The organism is Bacillus sp. 166amftsu, from assembly GCF_900107445.1.
Taxonomy (GTDB): Bacteria; Bacillota; Bacilli; order Bacillales; family Bacillaceae_G; genus Bacillus_A; species Bacillus_A arachidis.
In genome coordinates this window covers 47,183-63,428 of the sequence record NZ_FNQA01000012.1, presented here as the reverse complement: position 1 = coordinate 63,428, position 16,246 = coordinate 47,183, and the positions used below count along the sequence as shown (strand labels likewise).

The window sequence follows — 16,246 nt, the reverse complement described above, 5'->3', positions numbered from 1 at the left end:
TCATAAGTATTAAATGTTAATTTTTAATCTGTTTACATTGACCAAATGGTTTAAATAGTCATTTAAAATAAAAAAGTGCATAGTATAGAGAGAAGATGATAAAAGTTGGGGTTAGATAATACTTATAGCAGAATATGGCCTTTTTTATTTGGTTTAAAATGACTAATTGAACATTACGGTCATAAATAAAGGGAGGGGAAACAATGAGAGGATTTACGTTACTTGGTAAGGAATTTACGGAAATTATTAAAAGCAAAAAAATTTTAATACCTATTATAGCTGTTTTATTTGTACCACTTTTATACGCTGGTATGTTTTTATGGGCGTTTTGGGACCCGTATGATCAATTAGATGATTTGCCAGTTGCAGTAGTTAATCTTGATAAAGGTGCAGTATTTGACGGCAAATCAATTGAAGTTGGTAAAGGATTAGTCGACGAGTTAAAGGATAATAAAAGTTTTAAATGGGAGTTTGTGAGTGAAAAAACGGCAAAAGAGGGAATGGAAAATCGAAAATATTATATGTTAGTTCGTATTCCAGAGAATTTCTCAGACAATGCAACAACGCTGCTGAAAGAAAATCCAAGACGATTAAACTTAGAATATATACCAAATGAAAGCTTAAACTTCTTATCTTCACAAATCGGCGGGACTGCGATTGAAAAAATTAAAGGAGAAGTATCTAATACGTTAACCAAAACGTATGCAGAGAAAATGTTTGATTCCCTAAAAGATGTTTCACAAGGATTTGCTGATGGATCGGATGGAGCGAATAAGTTACATGATGGTGCTGGGGAGCTGCAAGATGGATCTGGCAAGGTAACAGACGGCTTGCATACATTGCAAGGGAAGTCTGGAGAGATGAAGAATGGAGTTGGTCAGTTAGTAGGTGGATCTGGTAAATTGCTAGATGGATCAGGTCAAGTATCAAGTGGTTTAAACTTATTAAACAGTAAAACAGGTGAATTGAAAAATGGAGTTGGTCAGTTAGTAGATGGATCAGGTCAAGTATCAGGTGGTTTGAACCTGTTAAACAGTAAAACAGGTGAATTGAAAAATGGAGTTGGTCAGTTAGTAGATGGATCAAATCAGGTGACAGATGGTTTACATTTACTCGCAAATCAATCAGCTACATTGCAAAAAGGTACAACAGATTTGGCTACGGGAGTGACTGGGCTTGCCAATGCACAAAGTGAACTAGAGACAGGTGCAAAAGATATTCAAAATGGCATTCATACTTTAAATAGTAAGGTGCAAGCCTCTATATCAAGTTTGAAAGATTTAGAGCCAAAACTTGCAGAATTGGGTGCAGCTTCACAAAAAGTGGAAGGGTTAAGTCAAGTATCACAAGAGAATGTTAAAGCATCGAAGGAAACGATGGATGATTTAGTTGCTCTACAAAATGCGATTAACAGTTTACCAAAAGAATCTCAAGATAAGTTACAGCCTCTTATGAAGAGTGCTACGAATAACATGGCTGCAGTTCAAAAGCAATCAGCCATCATTGCGGGTGGAACGAGCGAGTTAAAGGAAAAAGTAAGTGGATTACAAGTGAAGCTACCAGATACAAATCAATTGACGAATTTAGCGAATGGCATTAATCAATTAGAACAAGGTCAAATGAAATTCGTAACTAATTTCCATAAATTTGGTGAGAAGTTAGATACAGCAACATCTGGTGCAGATAGCTTATCTAAAGGATCCGAAAAATTAATTCAAGGTGTAAATAAGCTAGCAGACGGTTCAAATAAAGTGACAAATGGTCTAGTTCAGTTAGCAACAAAATCAGATGAAATGATTGGTGGAATTGGTAAGCTAGCAGATGGTTCAAATAAAGTGACAAACGGTCTAGTTCAATTAGCAACAAAATCAAATGAAATGATTGGTGGAATTGGTAAGTTGGCAGAAGGCTCAAATAAAGTGACAAACGGTTTAGACACGCTAAATGGTGGTCTAAATAAAATGTTAGATGGCTCAGGCCAATTAATCGACGGAGTAAACAAACTAGCAGACGGCTCCGGAAAAGTAACAGACGGTTTAGTAAAAGTAAATGACGGAACTGGTGAACTTGCTGAAAAACTTGGCGAGGGTGCTGAGAAAACAGGGGAAATAAAAGGAACTGATAAAACATACGATATGTTTGCAGATCCAGTGAAAGTACAAACTGAGAAGATGGCAGAAGTTCCAAACTACGGAACAGGATTTACACCATACTTCTTATCGCTTGGCTTATTTGTTGGGGCACTTCTATTATCGATTGTATTTCCATTACGTGAGACAGTTGGTATACCAAAGTCAGGGTTTAGCTGGTTTATTAGTAAGTTCGGTGTACTACTTGCAGTTGGCGTAATTCAAGCGCTTGTTGCAGATGCTGTATTATTATTAGGATTAGGTATTGAAGTACAAAGTGTGGCATATTTCGTATTGTTTAGTATTCTTACAAGTCTATCGTTTATCGCTTTAATTCAGTTCTTAGTAACTACTTTCAGCGATGCTGGACGTTTTATCGCGATTTTAACATTAATTCTACAATTAACAACAAGTGCAGGTACATTCCCGCTTGAGTTAATTCCAAAACCACTACAAGTATTTAATGCATGGTTACCAATGACGTACTCTGTATCTGGATTTAAAGCAGTTGTGTCAAGCGGAGACTTCGGATTTATGTGGCAAAACGTAGGTATATTAATGATCTTTATTGTTCTGTTGTCACTTGGAACGATTGGTTCGTTGACTTGGATGCATAAGCGGCAGTATCGTAATTTAGTAGAGGAGAAATCGATAGAAGCCTAGGGGAGTAATCCTCTAGGCTTTTTTAAATTTTATAGGGAGATTTATTTTAGAATAATACTTTGTTCCAGCCTTTCTTTCTGACGAAGATGGTGTGCAAAATGCATATAAATCAATTGAAACCATTCTACAGCATTTAAATACCCAAGTCCCGGGTGCTCTACCTTTTGATTGTCTGGAATCGACGAGAGTTTTGGTTCAAGCTCTTTTATCTTTTCAATAAGTTGTAACAGTGTTTTTTGAATCGTTTCTTTATCTGTTGGATTGGCCGGTGTATACCCTGGGCGATTAGGTACTTTTATTTGTATTGGAGGAAAAGCACCCATCTTATACACTTGCTCACCCATTTCGGTTTTTTTGCCATCTAAAGTGGCAGATTCAGTTGTACATGTTGCGATGGCATCTAATTGCATATTTGAAGCTGCAAGTAAATGATTATACATTTGTCCGAGTGACCATTCTTCTTCAGAAGGCTTTTTTCTAAATTGTTCAAGGGAGTATTTTTCTAATTCGTTGATGTAGTACGTGGCTATACTTTCGAATTTCTCTAAAATGGCATTTGGGTTCATCGTGTTAACTCCTTTTCTTGTATAAGATTTAATTCTTAAGGACTACTATAAATGACTGATGTTGACACCATTATGTCAGTAGTGAAAAAATTAAATTTGCAGCAATTTTTTTGCCTCTTCTCGAACTTTTTCAGAAAGAATAGTAGGTTCTAATACTTTTACTTGGCTTCCCCAGCTCAGCACCCATGGAAATACTTCATCTATACCTCTTGTTTTTAAGAAAACATGAAGACCATCCTTTTTATGTTCGTATGTATCGATATAAAAATAACGAGACTCTATAACTTTATGAGAGATAGTAGGGTGAAATAATAGATGAATGATAACGGTTCGATTATCTTTTGGCTCATAGTCTGGTAAATAGAATTCTTCTGGTTTTTGAAAGAATTTATGTTCTTCTTGTAAATCACTCATACGGTCTAAACGAAAATGCCGTATTTGTTGTCGAAGAAGGCAATGAGCGACAAGGTACCAAATCCCTGAGATATTCACTAAGCCATAAGGATTGACGGTGCGAGCCGTTTTGTCATTTTGATTAGGCTTGCGATAAGAAAAGGAAACACATTGTTGTTTTTGAATGGCTTCTTGTAAGAGAATCAGCTGTTTTTCGAGTAGTTCTTGAGCAAATTTTTGATGAGAGAAAGTCCCGGAGAGGAAGCGGAAAGTTCCGATTAACTCCTTAACCTTCTTTTGTTGTTCGGAAGGGAGAATGGATTCTAATTTTTCTTTAGCAGACTTTGCATGTGTAGAAAAAGCAGAATCAAAATTATTCTCAACATAATTGCTCCCTAATAAAAGCGTTACTGCTTCTTCTGGTTTAAATTGAATAGGCGGCAAGAAATACCCATCCATTAAAGAATAGCCTTGTCCGGGCATTGAAAAGATTGGAACGCCAGATGCACTCAAGGCTTGCATATCACGGTATATCGTTCTCGTACATGTCTCAAATTTTTCAGCTAAACTTTTGGCCGTGACAATTTGTTTTCTCTGTAACTCTATGAGAATAGCGAGTAAACGATCAGTTCGATTCATTATGTATCATTCCTTATTTATTTGATGATAATCTTTATAATGGAATGTTCGAAAGCTACAATTATTTCTCCTGCAAATACAGACTTTTTACTATGAATAATATTAATATAGTAAAATCCTGCGAACTTATATTGCAGTTTCCAATAATATACTATATAATCTAGTTAAGAAAACGTTTTCATACAAAGGGGGAGAATTTCGTGTCAACGATCGAGGACGTGGCGAAATTAGCGGGGTTATCAAGAACAACGGTTTCTCGGGTGATTAACAACCATCCGTATGTGTCAGATGAGAAGAAAAAGAGGGTTCAATTGGCGATGAAGCATTTAGGATTCGTTCCTAATTCTGCAGCAAGAAGGCTCCGTAAACAGAAAACAGAAACAATTGCGGTGCTTGTTCCAAGGATTACAAATCCGTTTTTCAGTAGATTTATTGAAGCGATTGAAATTGCTGCTTCTGAACATAAATATAAACTGATTATTTGCCAAACAAGATACTTACCGGAAAAAGAGATGGAATACTTACAACTGTTATCAACAAAACAAGTTGATGGGATTATCTTATGTTCACTTGAGAATCCATGGGAGAATGTGGAGCCATACTTACAACACGGTCCAATCGTGTTATGTAATGAATACATTGAAGAAGCAAATATTCCAACGGTTAAATTTGATCATGCACAAGGGGCTTATATCGCTGCGAAGCATGTATTAGAACAAGGTTATCGCAACCTTATTTTTTGTCGTGGAAATGAAACGAAAGTAGTGAGCCAACAGCGAAAAATGGGCTTTTTACGTGCAATCACTGAGAAGAGCAAAGAAGTAGAAGCGATCGATTTTCTTGAAAACGCTTTCTCTTGGGAAGATGGAAAAAGAATGTTCCATGAAGTATTAAAGGACAAAAAAAATCCTACCGCTATTTTGGCAGGAGGCGATGAAGTCGCAGCTGGCATTATCGCAGAAGCGAAACGCCATGGCTGGAGCATTCCTGATGATTTAGCTGTAGTTGGCTTTGATAATCAAATTTTATCACAGATTTCAGAGCCTGGTATTACGACAATTGAACAGCCAATTGATGAAATGGCCCATAAAGTTGTCGATTTAATGATGGATAAAATCCATACGAAAAATTATCGTAAAAAAGAATTGTATGAGTTTGAACTAGAGCTCTTGGTGAAAGGTTCAACGACGAAGGATACAATGTTACTAGCCTAGTAGACGATGTCTGCTAGGTTTTTCTTATGTTTAGAAACTACTATTCTTCGTGAACGCAGTCGTCACATTTATTATGATATGCTTCGTGTTGCTCATCAATTTCTTTTCCGCAATGTGCACACGTTTTTGTTGGCAAATTTCTGAAAAATTCCATCGGTTGATCGATCATGTAAATCCCTCCATTTCTTAGTATCATTGTATTAGTACAAAAAACAAATGTCAACAACTGTTTTATAACAAAGTGAAAAATAATGAAAAAGTTTAGGAAATGGATTATAGTTAAAACTGTAGAGTGTAAGTAAAAATCTTTCTCAATAGATGGAAGAATACTGCATTTCTAGCGGTTTAGAAAGGATGGATACATATGAAAATGACTGTTGTTGGCTTTTGGGGTGGCTTTCCAGAAGTGGGAGAAGCAACGTCGGGGTATTTGTTTGAACACGATGGTTTTCGTTTACTTGTTGACTGTGGCAGTGGTGTACTAGCACAGCTTCAAAAATATATAACACCATCTGATATAGATGCAGTTCTGTTGTCACATTATCATCACGATCATGTTGCGGATATTGGAGTGTTGCAATATGCAAGATTAATTTCAAGCATGGTAAAAGGGCAATTACCACAATTACTGATTTATGGACATGGATTTGATGTGCAAGGATTTTCTTCCTTAACACATGAACCGTATACGAAAGGGATTGTGTACAATCCGGAAGAAACGGTGCAGATTGGACCATTTTCTATTTCCTTTTTAAAAACAGTTCATCCCGTTATCTGCTATGCGATGCGGATTACAGTAGGGGATAAAGTTGTTGTATATAGTGCTGATTCCAGTTACATTCCTGAATTTATTCCATTTACAAAAGATGCGGATTTATTTATTTGTGAATGTAATATGTATGCACATCAAGAAGCTGCTAAGGCAGGACATATGAATAGTACAGAAGTAGCGGATATTGCAAAACATTCAAATGTTAAGGAACTTCTATTAACGCACTTGCCGCATACAGGAAACCCATCTGATTTAGTAGAAGAAGCAAAACAAATTTTCAGTGGCCCTATTGTGCTTGCGCATAGCGGTTACGTTTGGAACTCATGAGGTGATTAGATGTTATTTATTGATAATAAAGGGATTACAGATCCTACGATTAACTTAGCGATTGAAGAATATTGCGTGAAAAATTTAGATATTAATGAAACGTACCTTTTATTCTACATTAATGAACCTTCCATTATTATTGGAAAAAACCAAAACACAGTAGAAGAAATTAATGCGGATTATGTAAAAGAAAAAGGGATTCATGTTGTACGTCGCTTATCAGGTGGTGGCGCTGTATATCATGATTTAGGAAACTTAAACTTCAGTTTTATTACGAAGGATGATGGGGATAGTTTTCATAACTTTAAAAAGTTCACAGAGCCTGTTACGAAAGCGCTTGGAAAATTAGGCGTAAATGCAGAGCTTAGTGGCCGTAATGATATTTTAGCGGAAGGTAGAAAAATCTCAGGTAATGCGCAGTTCTCAACGAAAGGTCGTATGTTTAGTCACGGTACATTACTATTTGATTCTGAAATTGAACATGTTGTATCTGCACTAAAAGTAAAAATGGACAAGATTCAATCAAAAGGAATTAAGTCAATCCGTAGCCGCGTAGCGAACATTACGGAATTTTTAAATGAAAAGATGACAACAGAAGAGTTTAAACAACTTCTTCTAGCGACGATTTTTGAAGGGGAAACAGAAATTCCAACATATGAGTTAACAGAAGAAGATTGGAAAGAAATCTATAAAATTTCTGAAGAGCGCTACCGTAATTGGGATTGGAACTACGGAAAGTCTCCTAAGTTCAACTTACAACATTCATACCGTTTCCCAGTTGGACAAGTTGATGTTCGCTTAGAGGTGACAAAAGGAACGGTAACAGAGTGTAAAGTATACGGTGATTTCTTCGGCGCACTAGATGTTCATGATATTGAAGAGCGTTTAATAGGGGTACAGTTTGATAAAGAAGCTTTTGCTAAGGCGTTAGAAGATGTAGATGTCAAACGCTACTTTGGTAATATAACAAAAGAAGATTTCTTAGCATTATTCTTTTAACTCGTAAAAACAGTCATAGTATCCGTATGACTGTTTTTTATTTTGTTGCAAAAAAGCGTATAAAAACAAGGGATAGATCCTCTCATTGAAAAATGAATGAATGCTCATTTATATGCAAGTATTTGGATTTTACTTGCTAGTTTAATTTTCTTTTAATATAATGTATTTAGAATTTTTAAATTTTCTAAATTTTATAAAGGTGGGGTTTATGTGAATCTCGTTCAATCTTTGGCTGAAACAGCAAAAAAGAAAGGGGAGAAACCGGCGTATATATTTATGGATCAGTCGGTCTCGTATGACCAATTAAACAAAACGGTCACAAAGTTTTCTGGTAGTTTAGCAAAAATGGGCATTGGAAAAGGGGACAATGTCGCATTAATTGTTGGTAATTCACCGCATTTTTTAGTTGGTTTATATGGGACGATGAAAGCCGGAGCAACTGTCATTCCAATTAACCCAATTTATACAGCAGACGAAATGCATTATATTTTACAAAATGGAGATGTAAAAACAATCATCACACTCGACGTTCTTCTACCTGTTATACAATCTCTTACAACAAGACTTCCTTCTCTTGAACATATCATCATATGTGAAACCTCAACAGATTTCAATCATACAGAAACCGAAAAAATGAAAACGTTTACTAGTCTTATAGGAAACGGTGACCTATCCTATGAAGGTCCGGAGCTAGATGAAGAAGATGTAGCTGTTATTTTGTACACTTCAGGAACAACTGGAAAACCAAAGGGTGCTATGTTAACACATAAAAATTTATATAGTAATGCTAGCGATGTAGCATCGTATTTACAATATACTGCAGATGATCGCGTTGTTGCTGCGCTTCCAATGTTCCATGTATTTTGTTTAACGGTAGCTGTGAATGCTCCAATTGTTAACGGTGCGACGATTTTAATGTTGCCGAAGTTTAGTCCGAAAGAAGTATTTCGTATTTGTCGTACATATGAACCAACAATCTTTGCTGGAGTACCGACGATGTACAATTATTTATATTTATATGAAGAAGCAAGTGCAGAGGATGTTAAGACGCTTCGTCTCTGTATTTCGGGTGGAGCTTCTATGCCTGTTGCGCTTTTGAAAAACTTTGAAAATCGCTTTAATGTTATTGTTTCAGAGGGATATGGATTATCAGAGGCTTCACCAGTTACTTGTTTTAATCCGCTAGATCGTCCGCGTAAACCAGGTTCAATTGGAACGAATATTTGGCATGTAGAAAATAAAATTGTCAATGAGCTTGGAGAAGAAGTGCCTGTGGATGAAGTTGGTGAATTAATTGTCCGCGGTCCAAATGTGATGAAGGGATATTATAATGCACCAGAAGATACAGCGGCAACGCTTCGTGATGGATGGCTGTATACAGGGGACTTAGCAAGAATGGATGACGAAGGCTACATCTATATTGTTGATCGTAAAAAGGATATTGTCCTTGTAGGTGGTTATAACGTATATCCTCGTGAAGTAGAGGAAGTATTATACCAGCACGAAGCAGTTGCAGAAGTTGTCGCAATTGGTGTCCCAGATGAAAACTTAGGAGAAGCAGTGCGCGCCTATGTTGTTCTGAAGAATGGTGCGGTAACAGAAGAAGAGTTAACGCATTACTGTTCTTTACATCTTGCAAAATATAAGGTGCCAAAGAGTATAGAGTTTTTGGAAGAGTTGCCGAAGAATACGACAGGTAAACTCTTGAGAAGAGCGCTGAGGGAAAAGGCGTTAAATGTATAATGTTTTTTAATTAACATGCGGTAGCTTCGGACTAAAGTATGATCAAAAATAAAGCAGAAACCTGCATTTTATGGAAAACTCAAAGAATCCATTTTGAAAAAAACAATCAAAATGGATTCTATAGTTTTAAATGTAGATGGAATTTGTATGAAATTGTTTAATCATACTACGGTATTTTTTATTGAATATTAGCCCCTTATAGTTTAAATGAATAGTTTTACAAGCTAATTTAATACATGTATTTCTGCAATATTATCCAAGGCTTTTTCCAATGTATCTGATTCGGAATTTTGTACACTAAAAAGTCCTAGGGATATGATTTTTTTAAGAGAGTTCTTATCTGTTATAAAAATTGACTAGTATCTACCTGGGTGGAGTTTTTTTCCTTAACTTGCTTTAACGTCGCTATTATAAGAAAGCTAATAATCACTAATAAAAGCCATGAACTCACTTTTCCTAAATGAACGAGATTCCATGCATCGGTTTGGTTTGGATACTTCCAAGCTCCAAAGAACGTTGCGATATTTTCAGCTATCCATATAAAAAATCCGATGAGCACAAAAGAAAGTGCGATTGGCATACGATAACGAGTTCCATCAACTTCGTATGTGACCCATGATTGCCAAAAAACGATGATTACAAGTCCAGATAACCACCAACGAACGTCAATCCAATAATGGTGGATGAAAAAGTTTAAATAAATCGCAGTTGCAAGAGGGACAACTACTAAAAACGGTGGCCACTTAACTAATTCAACTTTCAATCTTCTCCAAGCCTGGCAAAGATAACTCGCTACACTTGCATACATGAATCCGCTATATAAAGGCACTCCAAAAATTTTAAAATGGCCTGCCTCGGGATAAGACCAGGAGCCCATATGTACCTTAAAAAGTTCAAGAGCAAGTCCAATAAGATGGAACAACGTGATAACCTTTAGTTCATCACGTGTTTCAAGCCCAGAACGCACCATCCACCACTGCATCAGAAGACAGATGATGAGCAGCCAGTCATACCGTGGTAGGAAGGGAAGTGGCATGATTTGTGTAAAAGCCAAAGAGGCAAAAATAACGACAGGAAACAAGCACGATAGGGCCTGCTCCCAGCCAAAATGAACGAGTTGTTTTAGAGCTCTCATGGTTTGTGCCTCACTTTATTAATCTTGATTGTCTTCGTCATTTTTGTATTCTAAAATGTCTCCAGGTTGGCATTCCAATGCTTTACAAATAGCCTCTAAAGTAGAAAATCTAATTGCTTTTGCCTTTCCATTTTTCAATATAGAAAGGTTAGCCATTGTTATTCCAACCCTTTCTGAAAGCTCTGTTACGCTCATTTTCCTTTTAGCTAACATCACATCAATATTGATTATTATTGCCATGTTCATCACCTCAGACCGTTAAGTCATTTTCTGATTTTATATCAATCGCTTCTTTTAACAGTTTTTGAAGAACAGCAGCAAACACTGCAATTACCATTGAAGCAAAAATAACGACTAAGCCAATTAATATGATACCTGGAGCGTCGTCTATCTCCGCTATGAAATAAAAGAATGGCATGCCTACCGCATACAAGACACTGATTGTGATTGCACAGTATTTGATATTTTTTAAAGCTCGGACAGATAATTCCGAGAAAGCTTTGCTCTTGTCAATGTAAATTAGAAGTCGGAACGCCTGATACAATGCAATGAAAAATGGTAGCACTGATACATACATAATGATTAAAACGGGATATAGTATATGAGCATAATCTGGATTTACTGGATTATTAGCTAACCAAGGTAAGCTAAATATACATAAAGCAAGAATTGGAATTCCAATAAGCATAACAGCGATCTTTAAAAAGAGTGTTGATACTTGTTTCATAAAAAGCACCTCACTTATTTATTGTAAATTTGAATTTAACATACCATTTATCGTTTTACAATAAATTTTTATTTATTATAATTATATTTTTATTGTTAAATAAATGTTAGTTGTAGACAAAGATAAAAGTACAATTGCAATCTTAAATATAGGGAAATAAGCAGCACTAGACAAATTGTTTCGTGCTTTTTTATTTTTATAATCCTTGGCAGTACATATGATTCACAGTATGAAAAGATTGCAGGTTATAATAAAAGAAATAGAAAAGGAGGCATATTGTGAAGATTAGTCGATATTTCAATATAGTTACTATTTTTCTTATATATACATTACTGATGTTTTACATTGGATGGAACGGATGGGTTTGGCTTCAAACCATGTTTGGTTGGGAATCTTGGGGGTATTACGCTGCAGTAGTTGGGTTGCTCTCGTATGCGTATTTAATTGTCCAGGTTTTCAAATTCATGCCTTTCTTACGGACGATTGGTTCTTATTGGTTTGCGGTGATACAATATGCTCTTATATTGTTACCACTTGCTGATATAGCGGTATTTATCCTGCAGTTATCAGTTCCGATAGATACAGCCATTATGTGGACGGGGATTGTTACGCTTAGTATGTTTATTTTCATTTTTGGCTATGGAACATTTAATGCGTATAGTCCGGTTGTTCGAAAGTATGAGATTCACATACCAAAAGAAGCGAGGGAGCGTAAAACACTTCGCATTGCAATGGCTTCTGATATGCATTTTGGTAAGTTGTCAGGTGTTTCTCATTTGAAAAGACTCGTGCACCATGTAAATGAAATGAAGCCTGATATCATCTTGTTACCAGGAGATATTATCGATGATCATCCTGGAGAATTCATTAAGAAAAACATGGGGCATGTGATGAAAGAGATGCAGGCACCTCTTGGTGTGTATGGAGTGCTTGGAAATCATGAATATTATGGACGAGCAATTCCGGAGTTTCTGCAAGAGATGGATAAAATTGATATCCATATCATGTTAGATGAAGTTATCAAAGTTGAAGATAGTTTTTATCTTGTTGGTAGAAGGGATAAAACAGAGCGAGATCGTCAAAGTTTCGAAGCGCTAATGAGCACTGTAGATAAATCGCTTCCCGTTATCGCGATGGATCATCAGCCGTTTGAATTAAAACAGGCAGCGGAATCTGGCGTTGATTTATTACTATCGGGCCATACGCATAGAGGACAAATGGCACCGAATCATTTGATTACGAGAAGAATGTATGAACTAGACTGGGGATATTTACAAAAGGAAACATTTCATGCGATTGTTTCTTCAGGATTCGGATTTTGGGGTCCGCCGCTTAGACTTGGAAGCCGGTCGGAAGTCATTCAGGTCGATGTGACTTTTAATTGAGATAAAAATGAAACAACCATTCAGCTTTGAGTGGTTGTTTCATTTTTAGTGACGAGAACCACTTGGACGGTCAAACCAATTCCAAAATTCAATATCTCCAAGAGTAGCGTCACGAACATGAGGAGAATTTTGTAATTTTAATAATTCTTTCGATGGGCCAGTAATGACAATACCGTAAACTTTGATACCATGTTTTTTCACATATTGATATTGTTTTTGTAGGTTTAATTCTTTACTGCTACGCTGGATAACTTGTTTTACGATTTCTTCATGCTGTGATAAAATGCGCATCATTTCTAGTACCTCTTCTTCCTTTGTTTTCACCTGTTTTGTTTCAAGGTTGCCAAAATGTATATGTTCTGGGAATCCGAAAGCTTCAAAACTAGATATACGAGGGTGGTCGTCACTTGCTGCTTCTAACCCTGTATCTAAAGCGTACCATACAGGAGTTGGTGGCATTTCTTGCGCCTCAAATACACTATAAAGAATAGGTTCTAATTCTTGCAATGTGTAAGATTTATCAAAAGAAATAGCGAGTTCTGTTACGGTTCCATCAGGTATTTTTTGCAGTGTCTCCCACACTTTTTTTGTATCTTCCTGGAAATTTGTCATCTCTTTCGTTTTTGGATGAACAAAGAAGAGATTTTGTTGATATGCTGTGTCAGCCCATGTTTGTTCAACCTTTACAGATGAAAGAAAACTGTCAATTTGGACGGTGCCAAGTTTAAACTCCCCTTTACCAACTGTTTTGACTAAGCGGATATTACCGTGTGTACGCAAGAAGGCTTCTACATTCGTCCCTCCGCCGGTAACTCGGCTATTTGGGATTGTTGCTTCTAGTGCCAGTGCAGGGACGTCCATAACTTCTTTTAGCTTTTGTTCATTGTTCACTTGAAAATAGATTGAAGATAGGACGCCGCCGATCATATATAGAACCATACAAACTGCAAGTAGAAAAGCAAGAGTTTGCAAACGATGTTTCCATTTAATCTTTCGAAAAGGCACTTGAATATTAGAGACTGGCGGGAGTTTTTTCTTTATATTTTCTGTTTCTGTAAGCAGTCTATCTAAATGGGTTTCACATATCGTACAAGTCTCAATATGGTTTTCTAGCTTTTCTTGTTCTTCAGCTGTAATCGTACCTTGTTCATATTTTTTCCAAAGCTCTTTGTATTGCATGCAAGTCATTGATATCACTCCTTTGCTGATCGCATTTCTTTTCGGCCACGGTGCAGTTCAATTTTGACTTTTGCTAGTGTCAGTCCAGTCATCTTGGTGATTTCTTTATAGGAGAATCCATAGTAATCTCGCAGTAAGAGAATATTTCGCCTGACGATAGGAAGGGAAGAGAGGCGATGTAACCACTCTGTAATTTCATACTTTGTGAAATAGGCATTTTCTGTACTTGGAACATCAGGTAAATGAAAATCTTCTAGTGTTGTTGTTTTATATTTTGCTTCTTTTCGGTGCCAATCAATAAAGGCGTGGTAGGCGATTGTAAATAACCAATTCCTAACTTCTTCACCTTTGTAATAGTCAATGTGGACGAGCATCCGATAAAAGGTTTCTTGCATCAAATCCTCTGCCGAGTGGAAATGTCCTGTTAGGGAGAGAAGATAGCGAAAAAGGTCATGCATATGCTGTTTATAAATTTCCTCAAGTGTTTGTTTTTTCACGGATATTCCTCCCTTCACTTATAACAACGAATGTAATATGAAAAAGTTACAAATTTCTGTAAAATAAAAGCAAGAAACGTCAAGAAAAGAATCCTCTTCTCTTTTATCATAATACATATAAGGCGGGTGAACAGAGATGGAAAGCTATGAAACACAAATTCAAAAAGCAATTGATTACATTGAAGTAGATGTAATGGAAAAACAAACATTAAGTAATTTGGCTCGTATTGCAGGGTTCTCGGAATATCATTTTCATCGCGTATTCCAAGCGCTAGTAGGCGATACTGTCATGGAGTATGTTCGTAAGAGGAGGCTAGCCCGGGCAGCTTATCAGCTTTCTCATACGGAAGAAAAAATCCTTGATATCGCATTAGAACATGGCTTTCAATCTCATGAAACGTTCATTCGAGCCTTTAAAAAGTTGTTTCAGATGACGCCAAGTAGCTACCGAAAGCAAGGGATTAAGACACCGATGTATTATAAAGCAAATGTGAAGCAGCGAAAGTTCAATCCATATTTAGGGGGAATACAAATGGAATTTCGTATTGAAAAAAAACCAGCGTTTCATGTAGCTGGATATGAGATGAAGACGTCTAATAAAGAAGGAAAAAACCTTAAAGATATTCCGGTATTCTGGGATCGTTATTTACAAAACAATCTTGCAAGTAACATTACAAACCGTAAACATACAGATCAGTATGTAGAGCTTGGAATGTGCACGGATTTTAATTTAGAAGCAGGGGACTTCACTTATATTATTGGAATGGAAGTTACAAGTTTTGATGGGGTATCAAATGAATTAGCGCAGCGTACGTTCCCAGAAGCAACATATGCTGTATTTACAACACCAAAAGTACCTCATAAAGACATGGTATCGTCTCTCCAACAAACATGGAAGAGTATTTTTTCAGAATGGTTCCCGCACTCAGGCTATGAACATGCGGGCGTTACAGAGTTCGAGTTATATGATGAGCGTAGCCATGAAGATAAGAGTGAGTTTGCGCAAGTTGAGATTTGGCTGCCAGTGCAGAAGAAACAACAATAAGAAGAGAAGAAAGTTTCCTAGATTCTAGGAAACTTTTTTGTATGAGATTTAAGGTTAATCGTATTATAAAATTACATAGCGATAATTTTAGCGCCTATTATGTAACATATATATTGAATTATGTAATATATATGTTACAATTCGGTTAAGGAGGGATAATATAGGTGAGAAATAAAGTAAAGATAGCTCGTGTTCAAGTAGACTTAACGCAACAACAACTGGCACAGAAAGTTGGCGTCACGCGGCAAACCATTAGCTTGATTGAAAAAGGTGCATATAACCCTACACTAAAATTGTGCTTGGAGATTTGTTATGCAGTGAATAAGACGTTGGATGAAATATTTTGGATTAGCGAGGAGGAGCAGATATATGAAGATAATTAAAGATGAACGATTACAAATGCAAAGTTTGAAAAATATTCGTATTGCCTTTATGGTCCAAACGATAGGGATACTTGCCATTTTACTTTATGAGGCGATTACAGAAGGGGTTATGGAGGCTAGAGATAATCCATTATGGTTAGTATTTATGCTTACTGTGGTTGTTTTAAGTTGGCTGAATCTCAAAATTTCCCTTGATGTGTATGATAATGCAAATGAACAGAAAAAGCCCCGTCCTTATTACCGAATTGTAATTCTTTCTGCATTGGTTGGTACTGCTTTAGCACTCCTAGCAAAATTCGGTCCAGATCACAGTAATAACAGTCAAGCCCTACTTGTAGGCAGTGTGGTTTTTGTTTGTTTTCTCATTCCTTTTTCTTTTGTTTACTATTTACAAAAAAAACGATTAGAGGAAGATGACGTATAATATTTAATTCTTCTATAGAAACGCAA

Annotated in this window: 17 protein-coding genes; 9 read left to right on the top strand and 8 right to left on the bottom strand. The window is 36.4% G+C overall.

Annotation, left to right across the window (positions count from 1 at the left end; translation table 11 throughout):
* Positions 1-203: 203 nt before the first annotated feature.
* On the top strand, positions 204-2,792 hold the full coding sequence (locus tag BLV40_RS20765) for a YhgE/Pip domain-containing protein (protein WP_090693470.1): 2,589 nt from the start codon (positions 204-206) through the stop codon (positions 2,790-2,792).
* 41 nt (positions 2,793-2,833) lie between these two features.
* Here BLV40_RS20765 and BLV40_RS20760 read toward each other — a convergent pair whose 3' ends face one another.
* Together BLV40_RS20760 and BLV40_RS20755 are read right to left on the bottom strand one after the other, a co-directional pair.
* Entirely contained in the window at positions 2,834-3,358 is a 525-nt protein-coding gene (locus BLV40_RS20760) for a DinB family protein (RefSeq protein ID WP_090693466.1), read from the bottom strand.
* Positions 3,359-3,448: 90 nt separating this feature from the next.
* Entirely contained in the window at positions 3,449-4,390 is a 942-nt protein-coding gene (locus BLV40_RS20755) for a helix-turn-helix transcriptional regulator (protein ID WP_090693463.1), read from the bottom strand.
* A gap of 200 nt (positions 4,391-4,590) precedes the next feature.
* On the opposite strand from BLV40_RS20755, the gene BLV40_RS20750 reads away from it, so the two are divergent.
* Complete coding sequence (locus tag BLV40_RS20750; RefSeq protein ID WP_026590535.1) at positions 4,591-5,604, top strand: LacI family DNA-binding transcriptional regulator; 1,014 nt, start codon at positions 4,591-4,593, stop codon at positions 5,602-5,604.
* Between the two features lie 40 nt (positions 5,605-5,644).
* Here the strand turns inward: BLV40_RS20750 and yhfH are convergent, their stop codons facing one another.
* Positions 5,645-5,773, bottom strand: a complete 129-nt coding sequence (gene yhfH / locus BLV40_RS20745) for a protein YhfH (protein ID WP_000567010.1) — start codon at positions 5,771-5,773, stop codon at positions 5,645-5,647.
* Positions 5,774-5,968: 195 nt separating this feature from the next.
* Here yhfH and BLV40_RS20740 point away from each other — a divergent pair, with 195 nt between their 5' ends.
* The 3 genes from BLV40_RS20740 to BLV40_RS20730 all read left to right on the top strand — a co-directional run bounded on the left by BLV40_RS20740 (position 5,969) and on the right by BLV40_RS20730 (position 9,445).
* Positions 5,969-6,703: an MBL fold metallo-hydrolase gene (locus BLV40_RS20740; RefSeq protein WP_090693460.1), complete on the top strand. Its 735-nt coding sequence runs from the start codon at positions 5,969-5,971 to the stop codon at positions 6,701-6,703.
* Positions 6,704-6,712: 9 nt separating this feature from the next.
* Positions 6,713-7,702 carry a lipoate--protein ligase gene (locus BLV40_RS20735; RefSeq protein WP_090693458.1) on the top strand — a complete coding sequence of 330 codons (990 nt, stop codon included), beginning with the start codon at positions 6,713-6,715 and terminating at the stop codon, positions 7,700-7,702.
* 210 nt (positions 7,703-7,912) lie between these two features.
* Entirely contained in the window at positions 7,913-9,445 is a 1,533-nt protein-coding gene (locus tag BLV40_RS20730) for a fatty acid--CoA ligase family protein (RefSeq protein WP_090693455.1), read from the top strand.
* Between the two features lie 343 nt (positions 9,446-9,788).
* Here BLV40_RS20730 and BLV40_RS20725 read toward each other — a convergent pair whose 3' ends face one another.
* Genes BLV40_RS20725 through BLV40_RS20715 form a run of 3 tightly spaced genes read right to left on the bottom strand, consistent with a single transcriptional unit; the run spans position 9,789 to position 11,307 of the window.
* The gene (locus BLV40_RS20725; RefSeq protein ID WP_090693453.1) at positions 9,789-10,580 is read right to left on the bottom strand and encodes a DUF817 domain-containing protein; all 792 of its coding nucleotides are present in this window, start codon (positions 10,578-10,580) and stop codon (positions 9,789-9,791) included.
* 18 nt (positions 10,581-10,598) lie between these two features.
* On the bottom strand, positions 10,599-10,820 hold the full coding sequence (locus BLV40_RS20720) for a helix-turn-helix domain-containing protein (protein ID WP_026590530.1): 222 nt from the start codon (positions 10,818-10,820) through the stop codon (positions 10,599-10,601).
* Between the two features lie 10 nt (positions 10,821-10,830).
* The gene (locus tag BLV40_RS20715) at positions 10,831-11,307 is read right to left on the bottom strand and encodes a DUF2975 domain-containing protein (RefSeq protein ID WP_026590529.1); all 477 of its coding nucleotides are present in this window, start codon (positions 11,305-11,307) and stop codon (positions 10,831-10,833) included.
* Between the two features lie 278 nt (positions 11,308-11,585).
* Between BLV40_RS20715 and BLV40_RS20710 the strand changes: the two genes are divergently transcribed.
* A complete protein-coding gene (locus BLV40_RS20710) occupies positions 11,586-12,692 on the top strand; it encodes a metallophosphoesterase (protein ID WP_090693450.1) in 1,107 nt (368 codons plus the stop codon).
* A gap of 45 nt (positions 12,693-12,737) precedes the next feature.
* Here the strand turns inward: BLV40_RS20710 and BLV40_RS20705 are convergent, their stop codons facing one another.
* Both BLV40_RS20705 and BLV40_RS20700 read right to left on the bottom strand, forming a co-directional pair.
* Positions 12,738-13,880: an anti-sigma factor gene (locus BLV40_RS20705; RefSeq protein WP_090693447.1), complete on the bottom strand. Its 1,143-nt coding sequence runs from the start codon at positions 13,878-13,880 to the stop codon at positions 12,738-12,740.
* 5 nt (positions 13,881-13,885) lie between these two features.
* Positions 13,886-14,386 carry an RNA polymerase sigma factor gene (locus BLV40_RS20700; protein WP_090693443.1) on the bottom strand — a complete coding sequence of 167 codons (501 nt, stop codon included), beginning with the start codon at positions 14,384-14,386 and terminating at the stop codon, positions 13,886-13,888.
* A gap of 118 nt (positions 14,387-14,504) precedes the next feature.
* Between BLV40_RS20700 and BLV40_RS20695 the strand changes: the two genes are divergently transcribed.
* From BLV40_RS20695 to BLV40_RS20685, 3 genes are all read left to right on the top strand, one after another.
* Positions 14,505-15,413 carry an AraC family transcriptional regulator gene (locus tag BLV40_RS20695; RefSeq protein ID WP_090693439.1) on the top strand — a complete coding sequence of 303 codons (909 nt, stop codon included), beginning with the start codon at positions 14,505-14,507 and terminating at the stop codon, positions 15,411-15,413.
* Between the two features lie 164 nt (positions 15,414-15,577).
* Positions 15,578-15,796, top strand: a complete 219-nt coding sequence (locus tag BLV40_RS20690) for a helix-turn-helix transcriptional regulator (RefSeq protein ID WP_026590524.1) — start codon at positions 15,578-15,580, stop codon at positions 15,794-15,796.
* A complete protein-coding gene (locus BLV40_RS20685) occupies positions 15,783-16,220 on the top strand; it encodes a hypothetical protein (protein ID WP_026590523.1) in 438 nt (145 codons plus the stop codon). The genes BLV40_RS20690 and BLV40_RS20685 overlap by 14 nt, the downstream gene beginning before the upstream one ends.
* Positions 16,221-16,246 lie beyond the last annotated feature (26 nt).

Coding starts and splice junctions, on each gene's coding strand:
- BLV40_RS20740 (WP_090693460.1), top strand. CDS start 5,969: ATGAAAATGACTGTTGTTGGCTTTTGGGGTGGCTTTCCAGAAGTGGGA.
- yhfH (WP_000567010.1), bottom strand. CDS start 5,773: ATGATCGATCAACCGATGGAATTTTTCAGAAATTTGCCAACAAAAACG.
- BLV40_RS20715 (WP_026590529.1), bottom strand. CDS start 11,307: ATGAAACAAGTATCAACACTCTTTTTAAAGATCGCTGTTATGCTTATT.
- BLV40_RS20765 (WP_090693470.1), top strand. CDS start 204: ATGAGAGGATTTACGTTACTTGGTAAGGAATTTACGGAAATTATTAAA.
- BLV40_RS20725 (WP_090693453.1), bottom strand. CDS start 10,580: ATGAGAGCTCTAAAACAACTCGTTCATTTTGGCTGGGAGCAGGCCCTA.
- BLV40_RS20695 (WP_090693439.1), top strand. CDS start 14,505: ATGGAAAGCTATGAAACACAAATTCAAAAAGCAATTGATTACATTGAA.
- BLV40_RS20720 (WP_026590530.1), bottom strand. CDS start 10,820: ATGGCAATAATAATCAATATTGATGTGATGTTAGCTAAAAGGAAAATG.
- BLV40_RS20755 (WP_090693463.1), bottom strand. CDS start 4,390: ATGAATCGAACTGATCGTTTACTCGCTATTCTCATAGAGTTACAGAGA.
- BLV40_RS20685 (WP_026590523.1), top strand. CDS start 15,783: ATGAAGATAATTAAAGATGAACGATTACAAATGCAAAGTTTGAAAAAT.
- BLV40_RS20760 (WP_090693466.1), bottom strand. CDS start 3,358: ATGAACCCAAATGCCATTTTAGAGAAATTCGAAAGTATAGCCACGTAC.
- BLV40_RS20705 (WP_090693447.1), bottom strand. CDS start 13,880: ATGACTTGCATGCAATACAAAGAGCTTTGGAAAAAATATGAACAAGGT.
- BLV40_RS20735 (WP_090693458.1), top strand. CDS start 6,713: ATGTTATTTATTGATAATAAAGGGATTACAGATCCTACGATTAACTTA.